Annotated in this window: 12 protein-coding genes; 4 read left to right on the top strand and 8 right to left on the bottom strand. The window is 73.6% G+C overall.

Annotated features, from left to right (window positions below; translation table 11 throughout):
- Positions 1–56: 56 nt before the first annotated feature.
- From smpB to ftsE, 4 genes are all read right to left on the bottom strand, one after another.
- Complete coding sequence (gene smpB, locus ACRAS8_RS22100; protein ID WP_438487724.1) at positions 57–557, bottom strand: SsrA-binding protein SmpB; 501 nt, start codon at positions 555–557, stop codon at positions 57–59.
- An 18-nt stretch (positions 558–575) separates the two neighbouring features.
- Positions 576–1,772 carry a S41 family peptidase gene (locus ACRAS8_RS22095; protein WP_438487723.1) on the bottom strand — a complete coding sequence of 399 codons (1,197 nt, stop codon included), beginning with the start codon at positions 1,770–1,772 and terminating at the stop codon, positions 576–578.
- A gap of 67 nt (positions 1,773–1,839) precedes the next feature.
- Positions 1,840–2,751, bottom strand: coding sequence for a permease-like cell division protein FtsX (gene ftsX / locus ACRAS8_RS22090; RefSeq protein ID WP_438487722.1), 912 nt, complete (start codon positions 2,749–2,751; stop codon positions 1,840–1,842).
- 32 nt (positions 2,752–2,783) lie between these two features.
- Positions 2,784–3,473, bottom strand: coding sequence for a cell division ATP-binding protein FtsE (ftsE, locus tag ACRAS8_RS22085; RefSeq protein ID WP_018542343.1), 690 nt, complete (start codon positions 3,471–3,473; stop codon positions 2,784–2,786).
- 295 nt (positions 3,474–3,768) lie between these two features.
- Here ftsE and ACRAS8_RS22080 point away from each other — a divergent pair, with 295 nt between their 5' ends.
- Positions 3,769–3,960, top strand: a complete 192-nt coding sequence (locus ACRAS8_RS22080) for a hypothetical protein (RefSeq protein ID WP_438487721.1) — start codon at positions 3,769–3,771, stop codon at positions 3,958–3,960.
- A gap of 144 nt (positions 3,961–4,104) precedes the next feature.
- Here ACRAS8_RS22080 and ACRAS8_RS22075 read toward each other — a convergent pair whose 3' ends face one another.
- The 4 genes from ACRAS8_RS22075 to ACRAS8_RS22060 all read right to left on the bottom strand — a co-directional run bounded on the left by ACRAS8_RS22075 (position 4,105) and on the right by ACRAS8_RS22060 (position 9,745).
- Entirely contained in the window at positions 4,105–5,043 is a 939-nt protein-coding gene (locus ACRAS8_RS22075) for an LPXTG cell wall anchor domain-containing protein (protein WP_438487720.1), read from the bottom strand.
- Positions 5,044–5,397: 354 nt separating this feature from the next.
- Entirely contained in the window at positions 5,398–6,513 is a 1,116-nt protein-coding gene (gene prfB, locus ACRAS8_RS22070) for a peptide chain release factor 2 (RefSeq protein WP_438487719.1), read from the bottom strand.
- A 148-nt stretch (positions 6,514–6,661) separates the two neighbouring features.
- The gene (locus ACRAS8_RS22065; protein WP_438487718.1) at positions 6,662–7,933 is read right to left on the bottom strand and encodes a serine/threonine-protein kinase; all 1,272 of its coding nucleotides are present in this window, start codon (positions 7,931–7,933) and stop codon (positions 6,662–6,664) included.
- Positions 7,934–8,113: 180 nt separating this feature from the next.
- Positions 8,114–9,745 (bottom strand): protein kinase domain-containing protein, encoded by a 1,632-nt coding sequence (locus ACRAS8_RS22060; RefSeq protein WP_438487717.1) that lies wholly within the window; start codon positions 9,743–9,745, stop codon positions 8,114–8,116.
- A gap of 532 nt (positions 9,746–10,277) precedes the next feature.
- On the opposite strand from ACRAS8_RS22060, the gene ACRAS8_RS22055 reads away from it, so the two are divergent.
- From ACRAS8_RS22055 to ACRAS8_RS22045, 3 genes are all read left to right on the top strand, one after another.
- Positions 10,278–14,495 (top strand): FtsK/SpoIIIE domain-containing protein, encoded by a 4,218-nt coding sequence (locus tag ACRAS8_RS22055; RefSeq protein WP_438490566.1) that lies wholly within the window; start codon positions 10,278–10,280, stop codon positions 14,493–14,495.
- Between the two features lie 955 nt (positions 14,496–15,450).
- The gene (locus ACRAS8_RS22050) at positions 15,451–16,839 is read left to right on the top strand and encodes an ABC transporter substrate-binding protein (protein WP_438487716.1); all 1,389 of its coding nucleotides are present in this window, start codon (positions 15,451–15,453) and stop codon (positions 16,837–16,839) included.
- A gap of 11 nt (positions 16,840–16,850) precedes the next feature.
- Positions 16,851–18,230, top strand: a complete 1,380-nt coding sequence (locus tag ACRAS8_RS22045) for a carbohydrate ABC transporter permease (RefSeq protein WP_438487715.1) — start codon at positions 16,851–16,853, stop codon at positions 18,228–18,230.
- Positions 18,231–18,237: the final 7 nt, after the last annotated feature.

Here is an 18,237-nt window from a genome sequence, read left to right as displayed (position 1 = left end):
CGGGTGCCAGCATATTCCCGACGGCCTGCGCGGAGCCCGGCCCGGCCGCCGGTGTCTCAGGCCCGCTGCCGGCGCCGGGCCGCCGACACCGCCCGCTCCGCCTCGCGGCGGTCCTGCTTCTCGCGCAGCGTCTGCCGCTTGTCGTACTCCTTCTTGCCCTTGGCCAGCGCGATCTCGACCTTGGCCCGGCCGTCCTTGAAGTACAGGGACAGCGGCACGATCGTGTGACCCGCGTCCTGGGCCTTGACCTCCAGCTTGTCGATCTCGGCGCGGTGGAGCAGCAGCTTCCGCTTCCGCCGTGCGCTGTGATTCGTCCAGGTGCCCTGCGCGTATTCGGGGATATGGACGTTGTGCAGCCACGCTTCCTGGCCGTCGATCTGGACAAATCCGTCCACCAGCGACGCGCGGCCCTGGCGCAGCGACTTCACCTCGGTGCCGGTCAGCACCAGACCACACTCATAGGTGTCCAGAATGTGGTAGTCGTGCCGTGCCTTCTTGTGCTGCGCGACGAGCTTGCGCCCGTCGTTCTTCTCTTTGCCCTTGCCCTTGGTAGCCATAGTGCGGCCATTTTCGCACTACGTACCGGTGCCGAGGCCACTCAATACCGTGCGGGCCCGTTTTTCCGCGTGGTCCTCGACGATCAGGTCCGGAGTGATGCCGGCGCCGTCCACGGCCCGGCCGGCCGGGGTGCGGTAGTGGCCGACGGTCAGCTCCGCGACCGAGCCGTCCGGGAACGCGCTGGGCATCTGCACCGACCCCTTGCCGAACGTCGGCGAGCCCACCACGACCGCCCGGCCGCGGTCCTGGAGCGCACCGGACAGCAGCTCGGCGGCGCTCATCGTGCCGCCGTCCACCAGCACGACCAGCGGGATCCGGGTGTCACCGGCACCCTCGGCGTACAGGGCGCGCTGGCTGCCGTGCACGTCGTAGGTGGCGACCAGGCCGCCGTCGAGGAAGACCGAGGCGGTGGCGACGGCCTCGGTGACCAGGCCGCCCGTATTGCCGCGCAGGTCCAGCAGCAGACCGTCCCGCGGGTCGGCGGCGCGCACCGCGCGGCGGACGGCGGCCCCGGTGCCCCTGGCGAACGCGGTGATCCTGATGCGGGTCGGGGAGCCGGCGCCGGCCGGGCGGTCCACGAGGACGTTCCGGGTGTGCAGCCGGGTCCGGTGCAGGGTCACGCTCCAGTGGCGGGCGCCGTGCCCGAGGTCCAGCCGGACGGGCGTGCCGGCGGCCGAGCCGGAGCCGCCGGGGCTCTCGCCGCGCAGCCGGGCGACGGTCTCGGTGACCGGCCGTCCCCGGACGGGCCGGCCGTCGACGGCGTCGAGGCGGTCGCCCACCAGGACGCCGGCGCAGGCGGCGGGGCCGCCGGACTGCACCCGGGAGACCGTGACCCGGCCGTCGTCCCGCTGCCGTACCCACAGTCCGACGCCGACGTAGGTGCCGTCCAACTGGGCCTGGAAGGCGTCGAATTCACCGGGGGCGTAGACCGCCGACCAGCGGTCGCCGCTGCGGCTGACGACCTCGGCGGCCTGCGCACCGGACTTGCCGTCCCCGGCGGCCGGGCGGGCGGCCCGCTCGGCGGGTGCCCGGCCGTCGGCCGCGCCCTCGGCGGGCCGGCCCGCGGCGGCGGGCTCCACGGTGTCCCCGGCGGCTCCGGCGTCGTCCCAGGTGCCGGTGGCGGCGCCCGCGGCGAGCACCCCGGCGAGGAACAGCGTCAGGGCCGCCCCGCGGCGGATGCGACGGGGCCGGTCGTACCAACACGGGCCCGGCATGCCGGTGAGTCTAGGCGACGGAAGGGCGCCGTACGGGGAGTTGACCGTACGGCGCCCTTGGCGAAGCTCACACCTTGAGGTACTTGCGCAGCGCGAAGAACGCGGCGAGCGCGGGCATCAGCAGCCCGATGAGCAGGACCAGCGGCAGTACCGCCAGGACGGAGTCCCAGCCGATGAAGTTGACCACCTGGATCTGCTTCGCCAGCCACTTGTTGATCATGAAGTACTTGCCGCCGACGAGCAGGACGCAGGCGAACGCGGCACCGATGAGGCCGGCGATCGCGGCCTCCATGATGAACGGCAGCTGGATGTAGAAGCTGGACGCGCCGACCAGCCGCATGATGCCGGTCTCCCGGCGGCGGCTGAACGCCGAGACCCGCACGGTGTTGACGATCAGCATCAGCGCCACCACCAGCATCAGGCCCATCACGCCCAGCGCCGCGTACCGCATACCGTCCAGAAGCCGGAACAGCGGCTCGACGGTGTCCCGTTGGTCCTGCACCTGCTCGACACCGGGCCGCTCGGAGAACGCCGACTTGATGACGTCGAACTTCGTCGGGTCCTTGAGCTTGACCCGGAAGGACTCCGGCAGCTGGTCCGGCGTGACCAGACCGGCCACGGGCGTGTCGCCGAACTGCTCCTTGTAGTGCTTGTACGCCTGGTCGCTGGTCTCGTGCTGCACGTCCTGCACCAGCGGCAGCCGGTGCAGCTCGGCGAGGATGTCGTCCTTCTGCTGCTGGGTCGCCGCGCCCTTGGCGCAGTTGGCGGCCGTCTCGGCGTCGTTCTTGTTGCAGAAGAAGATGGAGACGTTGACCTTGTCGTACCAGTAGCCCTTCATCGTGCTGACCTGGTCGCGCATCAGCAGCGAGGCGCCGAACAGGCCGAGCGAGAGGGCTACGGAGACGATGACGGCGAAGGTCATCGTGAGATTTCGGCGGAGACCGACGCCGATCTCCGACAGGACGAACTGGGCGCGCATGGCGTCCTTTCAGTGCTTGGGGCCGTACACGCTTAGTGCTGGTAGCCGTACACGCCGCGCGACTGGTCGCGTACGAGCCGGCCCTTCTCGAGTTCCATGACCCGCTTGCGCATCTGGTCGACGATCTGCTGGTCGTGGGTGGCCATGACCACCGTCGTCCCGGTGCGGTTGATCCGGTCCAGCAGCTTCATGATGCCGACGGAGGTCTGCGGGTCGAGGTTGCCGGTGGGCTCGTCGGCGATGAGCAGCAACGGGCGGTTGACGAAGGCCCGCGCGATGGCGACGCGCTGCTGCTCACCACCGGACAGCTCGCCCGGCATACGGTCCTCCTTGCCGCCGAGGCCGACGAGTTCGAGGACTTCCGGCACGGTCTTGCGAATCTGTCCGCGCGGTTTGCCGATGACCTCCAGGGCGAAGGCGACGTTCTGCCCCACCGTCTTGTTGGGGAGCAGCCGGAAGTCCTGGAAGACCGTGCCCACCTGGCGGCGCATCGCCGGCACCTTCCAGTTGGAGAGCTTGGCCAGATCCTTCCCCAGTACGTGGACGGCGCCATGGCTGGCGCGCTCCTCGCGCAGGAGCAGCCGCAGGAAGGTGGACTTACCGGAGCCCGAGGAGCCCACCAGGAAGACGAACTCGCCGCGCTCGATCTCCAGGGAGACGTCCCTGAGAGCGGGGCGGTTCTGCTTCGGGTAGGTCTTGGAGACGTTGTCGAATCGGATCACTGATGCACCACGGTCGACCTGGGTAGGGGCACGGGTGGCCGGTGACGGCTCCCGTCGGTGAGCGTGACCCTACGCGAACCTCGTGTGCGGGCGAAGTCGCCGTGGGAGGTTGGTGCGTTTCTTCACGGCGCCTACGGGACAAAAGGCGCACATCACAAAGGGGCGCGCGGGAACGGCGCGGTGCGCGCGGAACGGAGCGATCCGCGGGGCGCGCCGTACGGCGGCGGAACTGGCACAGTGGTAGAGGGAACCAATGCGCCTCCCGGTGCGTTGGAGCGGTGAGTAAGGAGGTCGCATGACGTACGACCGATTGGTGTGCGCCAGCTGCGCGGCCCCTGTGAGCGAGGGCCGCTGCCCTGTGTGCCGGGCCAGCAGGGAACGCCTCCAGCGCGAGGCGGGCATTTTCGGCCAGCTCAATCCGGCGGTGCTGGCGGCCCTGCTGATCGTGCTGATCGCGGTCGCGGTGCTGCTCCGCCAGGCCGTCTGACGGGCCCGGCCCGGCCGCGGCGCCGCTGCGCGACGGCGCCGCCGCGCAGCGTGTCCGGACGCCGCCGAAAACCCTTCCGTGAACGCCCGAGGGGCCCGGGACGCTGTGTGCGTCCCGGGCCCCTCGTCATGTGCCGCGTCGGCGTCAGGCAGCCGCCGCGCCGCCGCCCTTGTTGATCAGGCGCGGCAGGACCCGGAAGCCCACGCCGCCGGCGATCATCGTGGCCGCACCGATCAGCAGGAAGGTGGTGCCGGACGAACCGGTCTCCGCCAGCTGACCGCCCTTGGCCTGCTGCTTGGCCTGGCCCGGGGTGTCGACGACCTGCTCCTTGCCCTGGCCGGGCTGCTCGATCGGCTTGGAGCCCTCGTTGTCGGTGCCGGTACCGGTGCTGTCGCCGCCGGTGCTGCTGCCGCCACCGGTGCTGCTGCCACCGGAGTGACCGCCGGTGCTGCTGCCGCCGGTCTGGCCGCCGGAGGTCTGGCCGCCCGACGTCTGGCCGCCGGAGGTCTGACCACCGGAGTTCTGACCGCCGGTGGTCTCGCCGCCGGAGGTCTGGCCACCCGAGGTCTGACCGCCGCTGTTCTGGCCACCGGTGGTCTCACCGCCGGTCGTCTGACCGCCGGAGTTCTGGCCACCGGTCGTCTGACCGCCGGTGGTCTCGCCACCGGTGGTCTGGCCACCGCTGCTCTGGCCGCCCGTGGTCTCGCCACCGGTGGTCTGACCACCGCTGTTCTGGCCACCGGTCGTCTGACCGCCGGAGTTCTGACCGCCCGTGGTCTCACCGCCGGTGGTCTCACCACCGGAGTTCTGGCCGCCCGAGGTCTGGCTGCCGATCTCGCCGCCGGTGGTCTCACCGCCGGTGGTCTGGCCACCGGAGTTCTGGCCGCCGGTGGTCTCGCCGCCGGAGCTGTCGCCACCGCCGATGATCCCGCCGATAATGCCGCCGATGATCCCGCCGTTCGAGCCGCCGGCCTCACCCGGGCTGGCCGCGGAGGCCGCACCGGCCGCCGTGAGCGACGCACCGGCCGCGATCACCGCACCGGCCGCAATGCGCGCCACGCGCAGCCGCGTCTTCTTCGTCATGTACTGCTACCCCCAGTAGCTGAACTCGTCATTGGAGCACCGCCGCACGGGGCCACGACCGATGGGGGTGTGTACGCCTCGGCCCGGCACTGCCGGCGGGCCGTTCGTCTCCCCGTTCCTACACGCGCCCCATGACACACGCATGCCGCGCTCAGCCTTCCCAGTTCTCCGAACATCGTCAAGGCCGAATAAAGGCTTGATGCCTGAATTGCCATGAGTTGGGCGATACATGGACGTACGACTGTGACCTAACCGCCACGCAAAAAACAACTGCCCCCCTCAAGGAGGCAGTTGTCCAGACCTTTCGCGGGCGTTTGTCCGCTTGCGGCGGTGGCCGTCCGCGGCTGGCTGCGGCTACTTCGCCTGCTGCTCCTGCTGCTTGCGCCAGCGGATGCCGGCTTCCAGGAAACCGTCGATGTCGCCGTCCAGCACGGCCTGCGGGTTGCCGACCTCGAACTCCGTCCGCAGGTCCTTGACCATCTGGTACGGGTGCAGGACGTACGAACGCATCTGGTTGCCCCAGGAGTTGCCGCCGTCGCCCTTGAGGGCGTCCATCTTGGCCTGCTCCTCCTGGCGGCGCCGCTCCAGCAGCTTCGCCTGGAGGACGTTCATGGCGGTGGCCTTGTTCTGGATCTGGGAGCGCTCGTTCTGGCAGGAGACGACGATGCCGGTGGGGAGGTGCGTCAGCCGGACCGCGGAGTCCGTGGTGTTGACGCCCTGGCCGCCGGGGCCGGAGGAGCGGTAGACGTCCACCCGCAGATCGCTCTCGTCGATCTCGATGTGGTCGGTCTGCTCGACGACCGGCAGCACCTCGACGCCCGCGAAGGACGTCTGGCGGCGGCCCTGGTTGTCGAACGGCGAGATGCGCACCAGGCGGTGGGTGCCCTGCTCCACCGAGAGCGTGCCGTAGGCGTAGGGCACCTGGACGGCGAAGGTGGTCGACTTGATGCCGGCCTCTTCGGCGTACGAGGTCTCGTACAGCTCGGTCTTGTAGCCGTGGCGCTCGGCCCAGCGCAGGTACATCCGCTGGAGCTTCTCGGCGAAGTCCGCGGCGTCCACCCCGCCGGCCTCGGCGCGGATGCTCACCACGGCCTCGCGGGAGTCGTACTCGCCCGACAGCAGCGTGCGGACCTCCAGCTCGTCCACCGCCTTGCGGACGTCGGTCAGCTCGCGCTCGGCCTCGGCGCGGGTCTCCTCGTCGCCCTCGGCCTCGGCGAGCTCGAAGAGCACCTCGAGGTCGTCGACGCGGCCGCGCAGCTCCTCGGCCCGGCGCAGCTGGCCCTGGAGGAAGGACAGCTGGCTGGTGATCTTCTGGGCGCTGGCCGGGTCGTCCCACAGGGACGGCGCGGCGGCCTGCTCCTCGAGCACGGCGATATCTGCCCTCATCCTGTCGAGGTCCAGGACGGCCTCGATCGACCCCATGGTCGAGGAGAGGGACTTCAGCTCTTCGGATACATCGACGACTGCCACGCACCCAGCCTAACGGCTGCCGCCGACAATCTGTCCCGGCGCGTGCCCGGTCCCGGCGGCCCGGAAAGGCCCGGAACGGGGCGTGCCGGCCCGCCGCCGGATCCGCCCATGGTGCCCGCGCCGGCCCTTCAGGGGACTCCCGCGCAGGTCACGGGGCCTGCCGCGGCTGATGCACGCCCGGCGTGGCGCCGCCCGGCTCCGTACCGCCGTCGCCCGAGGCGAGCAGCCCGCCGACCGCGGCCGCCACGACGACCAGCGCGGCCGCCACGCCCACCTTGAGCCGCCGGCGCCGCACCGCCTCCGGCACCGAGCGGTGCCGCGCCGAGCCCGCCCGGCGCTCCCCCGGCGCCCGTGGGGCGCGGGCGGTGCCGTGTGCGCCGCCGGCCAGCTCGTCCGGCCCGGGGACCCGCATGCTGGTGTGCGTCTCCCGGTTGGAGTCCGGCTTCGCACCGTGGACCAGAGGGACCGCGCCGCGCGGCGGGCCCTCGGGCGCCACCGCCGGGTAACCGGCCTCCGGGCGCGATCCCGCGGAAGCGCCCTCGGGGTCGTCGGCCGGCTGTTCGTCGTCGGGCTCGTCGATGTCCAGCGGCGGGATGCCGGCCAGGCCGGGCAGGATCTCCCGCAGCCGGGCGGCCAGCTCCGGGGCGCGCAGCCGGGACGCGGGCGCCTTGGCCAGGCACTGGACGAGCAGCTGCCACAGCTCGTCCGGGATGCCCGGCAGCGGGGCGACGCTCTCGGTGACATGGCGGCGCAGCACCGCGCCGGGGTGGCCGCCCCCGAAGGGCGTGAAGCCGGCGAGCATCTCGTACAGGACCGTCGCCAGCGCGTAGACGTCCACCGAGGCGCGCGGCGGCAGGCCCTCGATGATCTCCGGGGCGAGGTAGTCGGGGGTGCCGATGACCTTCGTCGCCCGGGTGCGGCGCGGGGAGTCCACCAGGCGCGCGATGCCGAAGTCGGTGAGCAGCGCGGGGTGCGCGCCACCGGGGCCGAGCGGCCCCTGCATGTCCAGCAGGACGTTCTCCGGCTTGACGTCGCGGTGCACGATCCGGGCGGCGTGCGCGGCGGCGAGGCCGTCGGCTACATCGGCGGCGATGGCGACGGCGGCCTCCGGGGCCAGCCGCCGCTCGCGCTCCAGACGGGTGCGCAGGTCCGTGCCGCGGACCAGGTCCATCACGAGCGCGAGGTCGGCGCCGTCGACGACGAGGTCGCGGACGCCGACGACACGCGGGTGCGCAAGGCTCAGCAGCGCCGCCCGCTCCTGCACGAAGCGACCGACGAGCTCCTGGTCGGAGGCGAGATCCTCCCGCAACAGCTTGATGGCCACGGCCCCTTCGGGACCCTCGCCCAGCCATACCGTGCCGGCACTGCCGCGCCCCAGGATCTGGTGGGCGGTGTACCGGCTGCCGATCTTCCGTGCCAAGACTGCTCCGACGTGTCGGGCCCCCGAGCGTCCTGCGAGGGCTGAGGTTGGCGTCAAAGCTACGCGGGCGCCACAGGGTTCAGTGCCCCCAATGGCGGCAACCGTCACTTCTGTACGGGAATTCACCGGCCGGAAGTCGACAAAGCGACGATGCCGCCGGTGCTCCGTCCGTACGGACCGTCAGCCGCCGAGCTTCTGTACGAAGTCCTTCACGCTGGTGATGACATCGCCGACCTGCTGGAAGAAGCCCTTGGTCGTCCCGATCCACTCCTGGAGCGGGGTGAACTCCCAGACCAACCAGGCCGCCACGAACAGCAGCAGCACCGTGAAGAGGCAGCCCTTCAGACAGCCCAGGCCGGGGATCCGCATCGGGTTGGCGCTGCGCCGCCGCGGCTCGCGCGGCGGCCGGGGCTCCCGGGCGGGCGGCGGGGCCGGCTCGTAACGCTGCGGCGGCGGCTCCTGACGGCGCTGCGGGGCCGGCGGCCGCTGCGCGGCATAGCCGGCCGGCGGGGCGTCGTACCGGGGCTGCTGCGGGGCCGGGGCGGGCGCCGGGCGGCGCTGCGGACGGCGCCGCAGCGGGTCGTCCTGCGGCGCCAGGTACTGCACCTGGGTCTGCTCGTTGCGGTCGCGGGCGGCCCGCATCTGGGACTCCCACGGGTGGGGGCCCTCGGGCTCCGCCGGAGAGGCCATGGGGGCGCCGGCCGGCATCGGGGGCACCGGCGGCATGGCGCGCGTCGGGGCCGGTCCCTGGCCGGCGGGGCCGCCGGTGGACGGCAGCACGCTGGTCGGCGCGCCCGGGTCGTAGGAGGACGCGTTGGTGGGCAGCACCTGCGTGGGCGCCGCGGCGTCCGTCCCCTGGGAGCCGCCGGTGCCCGTACCGGGGACGGTGGCCGGATCCGGGTCGGGGGCGAGCAGTGCGGCGACGCCCAGGGCCGCCTCGGCCTGCTGCGGGGTGGCCTGCGCGCCGATGCCGGCCGCGACGGTGCGCAGCCCGCGCGCCAGGCTCTCCGCGCTGGGGCGCTCCTCGGGCCGCTTGCGCAGACAGCGCTCGATGACCGTCCACAGCGGCTCGGGGACCGAGGGCGGGCGCTGCGGGTCGTCGGCCAGGTGCTTGTGCAGCACCTCCAGGGCGGTCGCCCCGGCGAACGGCGGGCGGCCGGTGAGGAGTTCGTAGAGCAGGATGCCGGCGCCGTAGACGTCCACCGCGGAGGTCTGCGGGCGGCCCTCGGCGGACTCCGGCGCCACATAGGCGGGGGTGCCGACGAACTCGTGTGTACGGGTCAGGCCCGGGGAGTCGGCCAGCCGGGCGATGCCGAAGTCGGTCAGCATCGGGTGCATCGCGCCGTCCCCGTCCGAACCGGCGAGCAGCACGTTGGCGGGCTTGAGGTCGCGGTGGACGACGCCGTCGGCGTGGCTGGCGGCCAGCGCGTCGGCGATCTGCGCGGTGAGCAGGGCGGCCGCCACCGGGCTGAACGGGCCGTTGTCGCGGAGGTAGCGGTGCAGATCGGGGCCGTCGACGAGGTCCATGACCAGCGCCAGCAGATCACCCTCGACGACCAGGTCGCGGGTCCGGACGATGTTGGGGTGGGTGAGCCGCAGCAGGACCGAGCGCTCCCGCAGGAAGCGCATCACCACGTCCGCGTCGGACGCCAGCTCCTCCTTGAGGACCTTGATCGCGACCGTTTCGCCGGGCTCCCCCGCGACGGCGGCCTCGGCACCGGCCGTCTCCCTCTGGCGGGCACGCCAGACGGTGCCCGTGGCGCCGCGCCCCAGAGGCTCCTCAAGCAGGTACTTGCTGCCTACCGGCCGCACGTCATGCGCTCCCTGGTCGTGGTGGATCCTTGCCTGGCCCGCTGGGTCAGCTCGCGGCCCGTCCGCCCACTGTAGTGCCGTCGCACAAACATCTCGGCGCGGCGGACGGGGCGGTGCTCCTCGGGAAGACGCCACTCCGGCGCCGTTGGTTGCCCGGATTCCGGACGCCTCCCACCGCGGCCGGAACGGGCCGGGAGGCGTCCGCGTCAACACGGCCGGGTCCCGCGTCAGCGGTCCGGGTGCCGTCCGCCACTGACCGGTTCTGCGGCGCCCGGTGATCGAAATCGGCCGGTTCGATGGCCGTAAGCAGGCGGTTTCCCGGCGGGCGCCGACCAATCAAGATCATTGAAGGGCGGTCGGCGGGCGTGTTGTCAGTGGCAGGTGCGAGGATGCATCCCAGCACGCACGCGGCGGGGGCGCGCGGTCACCGCCGCGACGTGCGTGGGACATGTCCGTGCCGACGTGCCCGGGGTGCGGTGGGGGCCGAGCGGAGCTCCTGCCGCGTTCCCGGCAGAAGGGACCGTTGACGGCGATGCAGATCCGGCTGACCGTCCTCGGGCCGCGCAGCGGCCACACCACGCGGGCCTGCGACGTCCTCGTGACGGCCCCCGCCGGCACCGCCCTGGCCACCGTGACCGGCTCACTCGCGGCCGCCGTCGCGGGCTCCGGCGCGGACGTCGGCGCCGGCGGCAGCAGCGCCCCCGTCGTCCTCTACGCCGGCACCGAGCGGCTCGACCCGCAGCGCGCCGCCCTCGGCGAGCCGCCCCTGATCGACGGCGCGGTGCTCTCCCTCCAGGGCCCCGGCCCGGCCCCCGCCCACGGCCTGCCGCACGGCTCCGCCCGGCTCCGCGTCGTCTCCGGCCCCGACGCCGGCGGCGTCCACCTCCTGCACGGCGGTCAGGTCCGCATCGGCCGCTCCGCCGACGCCGACGTCCCCCTGGACGACCCGGACGTCTCCCGCCTGCACTGCGCCGTCACCGTCGAGCCCGACGGCTCCGTCTACGTCGCCGACCTGCGCTCCACCAACGGCACCGCCGTCGACGGCACCGAACTCGGCGACCACGCCGTCCCCCTGCCGCCCGGCGCCCTGCTACGCGTCGGCGAATCGGCGCTCCGCCTGCAGTCCCCGCCCCGCACCCCGGACCCGGCCCTGAGCGCCACCCCCGACGGGGAGGGGCACCTCCGCGTCACCTCCGCAGGGACCGGCCCCGGGGCGACGACCACCGGGGCATCCCCGTCGGCCACCGGGGAGACCGTGTCGGGCTCGCTGTACGCGAGGGCGGGGCAGATCGGCGTCGGTGGACGGGGGCCGGCGGGCGGCGAGCCCTACGGGACCACGGCCGCCACCGGTACCCCGGCGTCCGACGGGCCGGGCCGCCGCCGGGACACGCCGCTGCGCGGCATTCCCGCCCCGGCCGACGGGGAACGGGACGGCGGGGTACCGGACGACAGGGTGACGTCCGTCGGCGCGACCGGCGTCCCGGCGCCGCCGACGGGCGGCCTCTTCCCGGTCGCCGCGCCCGGGCCGGGCGCAGAGAGGCTGGGCGCACAGGGGGCGGCTGCCCCCGGCTCAGCCGCGGCCGGCACCGGGGCGGCCGGAGCGCACGGAGCTGGTTCGGCACATGGCGCCCCCGTTCAAGCGGACCCCGCGGCGGGCCGGCCGGCGGCGGAGTACGGGGCTGCCGAGTACGGAGCAGCGGCGTACGGGGCCGCGGAGTACGGAGCGGCGCGGGCCGGTCATGCCCCCGGCCAGGACGCGCCGGCCGGGCACGAGGCGCTCGCCGGCCGGGGCGCCGCGCCCACGGACGGCCGGACGCACGGCGGACAACAGTCCCTGGCCCCCGGCCAGCAGTCCCTGGCCCCCGCCGATCCGGTGACCCGTAAGGCGGGCCGGCGCGGCGGCCTCGGCGCCTGGGCGCGACGCCTGGCCGGCGGCCGCCCCACCACGGAGCACACGGAGCAGCAGGCCCCCGCCCCGGCGGCCCGGTCCGACGCCGCCGCGGACGGCGACCACGGTGACGGGACGCCCCTGGCCGGCGGCCCGTCCGACACGGCCGACGGAAGCCTCCCGTTCCCCGCCGGCCCGGCCGCCGACGAACGCTGGCCGGACGCCGCCGCCATCCTGCTCACCGCGCTCGGCCCGGGCCCGCGGCTCTGGGAGCGCGGCCCGGAGCACCCGGACGCGCTCACCGTCCGCCTGGGGACGGCCGAGCGGGACGGCGGCCGCACCGCCGCGCCCGTCACCGTCGAGATGCGCCGGGCCGGCGCCCTCGGGCTGGCCGGGCCGCGGGAACGGCTCGTCGGGCTGGCCCGGTCCGCGGCCGCGCAGCTGGCCGCGCTGCACTCCCCCGGGGCGCTGGAGATCGTGCTCGTCAGCTCCGACCGGGCGCGCCCCCTGGAGGAGCGGGTGGCCGACTGGTCCTGGCTGGGCTGGCTGCCGCACGTCCGCCCGGCCCGCGGCCAGGACTGCCGGCTGCTGCTCGCCTACGACAAGGAGCAGGCCGCGGCCCGTACGGCAGAGCTCGTGCGGCGGCTGGACGACGGCCCTCTGGGCCCCGGCTGGCCCAGCGCCGACCGCGCCGAGGTGGCGACCGCCGCCACCCGCCACCCGGGCCCGTACACCCTGCTGATCGTGGACGGCGACCCCGGCTCGTCGGCGCTGCGCGAGACCACCGCCCGGCTGGCCGCGGGCGGCCCGGCGGCCGGCATCCACGTGCTCTGCCTGGCCGAGACCCCGGCCGCCTCCCCCGCCTTCCCGCTGGCCGCGACCTACGAGGCGGCGCGCGCCGGCTCGCCCGCGTTCGGCGAGTGCGGGGCGGTGGCGGTGCTCAGCGGCGACGTGGCCACGGCCCTGCGCGTCGTCCAGCCGGGCTCCGGGCCGAACGGCACGGTCGCGACCGTGGACGCGGTCTCCGCGGCCTGGGCAGAGCGGTTCGCCCGGGCGCTGGCACCGCTGCGCGAGGCCGAGACGGGCGGCGGCGCGGGCGGGCCGGCGGCAGCGCGCGCCGCCATACCGCTCCCGGAGTCGACGCGCCTGCTGGACGAACTGGGCCTGGCCCGCGCCACCCCCGCGTCCCTGATGGCCCGTTGGGCGGCCGCTCAGGACACCGACCGGCCGCACGCCGCCGCGGTCCTGGGCGCCGGTCCGCACGGGCCGGTGACCGCCGACCTCGCGGCCGACGGCGCGCATCTGCTCGTCGAGGGCGCGCCGGCCAGCGGCAAGACGGAGCTGCTGCGGTCCCTCGCCGCGTCGCTGGCCGCCGCCGACCGGCCGGACCGGCTGGCACTGGTGCTGGTGGACGGCGCAGGCACCGAGCGCGGCGAGGGCCTGCGGATCTGCACGGACCTGCCGCACGTCACGACGTACCTGGCCGCCTCGGACCCGCTGCGGATGCGGGAGTTCGCCCAGGCGCTGTCCTCCGAACTCAAGCGCCGCGCCGAAATACTGGCTGGCACCTCCTTCTCCGAATGGCGCACCAAACACCTCCCGGCCCCCCGCATCATCGCCCCCCGCCGCTCCACAGAGGGCACAGCCACACCCCCCGCCTCCACCCCCCAGCCCGGCGCCGCCACTTCGCCCGGCACACCCTTGCCCTCCGGCGCGCCCCCGTCGCCCGCCACGTCCATGACCTCCAGGCCATCCTGGGCATCCAGCGCCTCCATGACGTCCGCCGGGTCGATGACGTCTGACGCCAGGTCGATGACGTCTGACGCCTCCCCGTCCGCGCCGCCGCCCCACGAGCCGCTGCCCCACGACGAGGCCCCCGCCCCCCTCTCCTCAAAGTCGTCGACATCCGTCACTCCCGCCACACCCCCCTCCCCCACCCCCGACACTCCACCCATCCCCTCCGCCCCTTCCACCTCTTTCACAACGAGTGACGAATCCAGGGAACGAATCACTCTCCGTAATTGTTGCCGTAATGAGGAAGAAGGCAGCGGCACCCCGGCAGGCCAGACGGACCCCACCCACACGGGCACCCTGCGCCTCCGCGCCCGCCCCGGCGCCACCCCCCAAGAACACAGCCACCCGGACCACCCCAACCACCACGATCCCCGCACTCCCGCCGACCACCGCGACCGCCCGGAGGCCACCGAGCCCCACCGGCAGGCCACCGAGCCCCACCGACCCGGCGCCCCGGCCCAGGCAGCGGCGTCGGCCGCCACCCCGGCCCCGCCGACCGCCGCCCCGATGCCCCGCCTGTTCGTCCTGGTCGACGACTTCGACGCACTGGTCTCCCCGGCCCTGGGCAGCACGGGCCGCCCGGCCGCCGGCTCCGTGGTGCGCGCTCTGGAGGCGGTCGCCCGGGACGGCGCCGCCCTGGGCGTACACCTGGTGGCCGCCACCGGCCACCCGGACCGCACCGACGGCACCGCGGCCGCCGAACGGGCCTCTCTGCGAGTCCAGTTGGGCTCCTTGGGCTTGGGTTCCTTGGGCGGCGCCACCGCGTCGGCCGAGGCGTCGGCGCAGGCCGGGGCCGAGCCGACGCCGCCCGGCCGCGGGCGGCTGCACCGCGCGGCGGACGGCACGTCCACGCCGTTCCAGGCGGGCCGGGTCACCGGGCGGATACCGCGCACCTCCACGCTGCGGCCCACCGTCGTGCCCCTGGAATGGGCGCGGATGGGCGACCCGCCGGCCCGGCGCCCGCTGCGCGAGCTGGGCAACGGGCCCACGGACCTGGCCCTGCTGGCCAGCGCGCTGCAACGAGCCGCACAGTCCTCGGGGGCGACGGCGGGGCCACCGCTGGTGTGACGGTGAGCCACTGCTGATGTGACGGCAGGGCCACCGCTGGTGTTGGCCGCGGGGCCACCGCTGGTGTGGCGGCGGGGTCGCCGTTGGCGCGAGGCGGGCGCCGGGTCGGGGCGGGAGGCGCGCTGTGGCCAGGGCAGCCCAGGAGGGCGGGTGCCCCCTCTCGGGATGGCCGCGGCTGGGGCCCGCGTCCTGAGGCTCGCGCCCTGGGGCCTGTGGTCTGGCTGGCGGGGCCTGTGTCCTGGCTGGTTTTGCGCGGGGGCTGGGTGATCTGGCCTGACTTGGGGCTTGTGGTGGGGGCGGGCCCGTGGAGTGGCGGGGGTCCGTGGGGTGGTTGGGGCTGGTGGTGGCTGGGGCTGGTGGTGGGGTGTGGTCTGGGGTGTAACGGGGCCATTACGAATGGGGAGTTGGCGTGGGGAGCGGTATTGCGGAGCCGGTGGTGGGGGCGTAGGACTGTCGCACGTGCCGCGGTCACGGGGTAAGCGGGTGAGCGCGGGCGCGACCGGGGCAGCGGGCAGGTGGGCGCGCCAGGGCAGGGCCGCAGCAGCGGCGACACGGCGACAGCAGCGGCGACACGGTGGCCGTACCAGGCCCACACGGCGGCGCACCAGGCCCAGCAGCAGGACGCAGCAGGTACAGCGCCAAGCAGGACGCACCAAGTCAGGTACAGCAACCAGGTACAGCAGGACGCAGCGCCAGGCACGGACGCACCAGGACACCAGGGCACCAGGTAGAGCGACGCGCCGCGTGGGGCAAGTACGGCAAGTCGGTAGGTACGGCGCCATCGCAGCACGGCACCCAGCACGAGCACACCCATCACCACACCCATCACCGCATCGCTGCGCGCATCGCGGCACCGGTGTCTTCGAGCTGTGGTGCGGGTGCGGGTCGCTCTACCTGCGGTGGGTGGTCGGCTGGGGGCGGAAGTTGACGTGGAGGGGGCAGGAGGGCTGTGGGGATGCGTAGGAGAGTTGATCGGGTGGTGGCCGGTGTTGTGGTGGTGGCGTTCGGGGTGGCCGGGTGTGGGAGTGGGGGCGGAAGTGGGAGCGGGGGCGGAAGTGGGAGTAGTGGTGGTGAGGGGGGTGGGGGTGCGGCGGTCACGGTGGTGTTGCCGAGGCTTGATGGGCAGCGGTTGCAGGTGACGGCGGTGTGGACGGGGGCCGAGCGGGACAACTTCGGCAAGGTGCTGGCGGAGTTCGAGAAGCGCACCGGGGCGAAGGTCGACTTCGTGCCGAGCGGGGACGACATGGCCGGTTTCATCGGGTCCAAGATCGCGGGCGGTGGGCCGCCGGACGTGGCGCTGCTGCAGCAGGTCGGGGTGCTGAACGAGTTCGCGGAGAAGGGGTGGCTCAAGCCGCTCGGGGCGGACGCCAAGGCGCAGTTGGCGAAGAATTTCAGTGCGGGGTGGCGGGAGTTGGGTGCCCACAAGGGCACCGAGTACGGAGTGTATTTCAAGGCCAGTAACAAGTCGTTGGTGTGGTACAACGCCAGGGTTTTCGAGAATGCCGGGGTGGGTGAGCCGAAAACCTGGCCGGAGTTCCTGAAGGCGGCGCGGACGGTTTCCGAGTCGGGTGTGGAGCCGGTGTCGGTGGGCGGGTCGGACGGCTGGACGCTGACCGACTGGTTCGAGAACGTCTATCTCTCGCAGGCCGGTCCGGAGAAGTACGACCGGCTGGCCAGGCACGCGCTCAAGTGGACCGATCCGTCGGTCAGGCAGGCGCTGACGACGCTTGCCCAGCTGTTCGGGCACAAGGAACTGCTGTCGGGCGGCAATGCGGGGGCGTTGCAGACGGATTTCCCGACGTCGGTGACGCAGACGTTCAGCGGGGGTGACGCTCCGAAGGCGGCGATGGTGTCGTCGGCCGATTTCGCGGCGGCCGATATCGCGCAGACGAAAGCGAAGGTGGGGACGGACGCGAAGGTGTTCCCGTTCCCCGCGGTGGGGGCGAAGTCGCCGGTGGTGACCGGTGGGGATGTGGCGGTGGCGCTCAAGGACGGCCAGGCCAAGGACGGCAAGGACGGCAAGGCTGCGCAGGTGCTGCTGACGTTCCTGGCGTCGACGGACGCGGCCGGGATCTGGGCGCAGGCGGGCGGTTTCCTCTCGCCGAACAAGGCGCTGGACCCGTCGGTGTACGGGGACGACGTGATGCGGAAGATCGCCAGGGCGCTGATCGCGGCGGGGGACGACTTCCGGTTCGACATGTCCGACCAGGCGCCCGCGTCGTTCGGCGGCAAGCCGGGGCAGGGCGAGTGGAAGGACCTCCAGGACTTCCTGAAGAACCCCACGGATGTCGCGGGCGCCCAGCAGCGGTTGGAGCAGGACGCGGCCAAGGCGTTCGGGCACTGAGGGTCGTCACGATGAGCGGTGCGCAGACGGACGAGGGCGGAGGCGCGGGCAGAGGCGAGGGCGCAGGCGCAGGCAGCGCCACCGCGGGGGCCCGGCCACGTCGGCGCCGTCCGTCCGGTTCCCGGTGGTGGGTGGCCGCGCTCTTTCTGCTGCCGGCGCTCGTGTTGCTGGGGGCGCTGGTGGTGTATCCCATCGGGTTCTCGGTGTACCGGAGTCTGTTCGACGCGTCGGGCAACGGCTTTGTGGGGCTGGGGAATTACGGGGCGCTGTTCTCCGACGACGGTATGCGGACGGCGTTGAGGAACACCGTGGTGTGGGTGGTGGTGGCGCCGGCGGTGTCCACCGCGCTGGGGTTGGTCTTCGCGGTACTGACCGAGCGGGTGCGCTGGGGCACCGCGTTCAAGCTGGTGGTGTTCATGCCGATGGCGATCTCGATGCTGGCGGCGGGGATCATCTTCCGGCTGGTCTACGACCAGGATCCGCGGCGCGGGGTGGCCGACGCGGTGTGGGTGGCGGTGCACGACACGTTCGCGGAGCCGGCGCCGTTCCCGGGGGCGAAGCCGCGGCCGGACGCGGATCTGCGGCCGTCGGGCGGCGGGGCGTTCACCACGCGGTCGGTGGTGCGTGCGGGGTCGCCGGTGGGGCTGCCGCTGGTGGCGGTGCAGCCGCGGGACGTGCGGGCGGCGAAGCCGGCGGTGGCCGCGCGGCCGCGGCCGGGGAAGGTCACCGGTACCGCGTGGCTGGATTTCACCCGTGGTGGCGGGGGGCGGCCGAACGTCGTCGATCCGGGTGAGAAGGCGCTGGCCGGGCTGACGGTGGAGGCGTTGAAGGGCGGCCGGGTGGTGGCGTCGGCGGTGACGGCGGCGGACGGGACGTACGAGCTGCCGGCGGAGGCGGTGGGCGCGCACCTCCGGCTGCCGGCGGCGGACTTCGCGGTGGCGTACAACGGGGTGGACTGGCTGGGTCCGGCGCTGGTCACGCCGGCCATCATCGGCAGTTATGTGTGGATGTGGGCCGGTTTCGCGATGGTGTTGATCGCGGCGGGGCTGGCGGGGGTGGAGCGGGAGCTGCTGGAGGCGGCGCGGGTGGACGGGGCCGGCGAGTGGCAGGTGTTCCGCCGGATCACGGTGCCGCTGCTGGCGCCGGTGCTGGTGGTGGTGCTGGTGACGCTGGTGATCAATGTGCTGAAGATCTTCGACCTGGTGTACGTCATCGCGCCGGGTTCCAGTCTGCGGTCGGCGAATGTGCTGGCGTTGCAGTTGTTCCAGTCGTCGTTCGGCACGGATGTGGACGAGGGGCTGGGGAGTGCGATCGCGGTGTTCCTGCTGGTGCTGGTGGCGCCGGTGATGTACGTGAATCTGCGCCGGATACGGAAGGAGCGCCGTCGATGACGCCGTC

Source organism: Streptomyces sp. S186 (assembly GCF_051603415.1).
GTDB lineage: Bacteria > Actinomycetota > Actinomycetes > Streptomycetales > Streptomycetaceae > Streptomyces.
The sequence above is the reverse complement of the archived record's forward strand: the minus strand, read 5'-3'. Positions and strand labels throughout refer to the sequence as shown.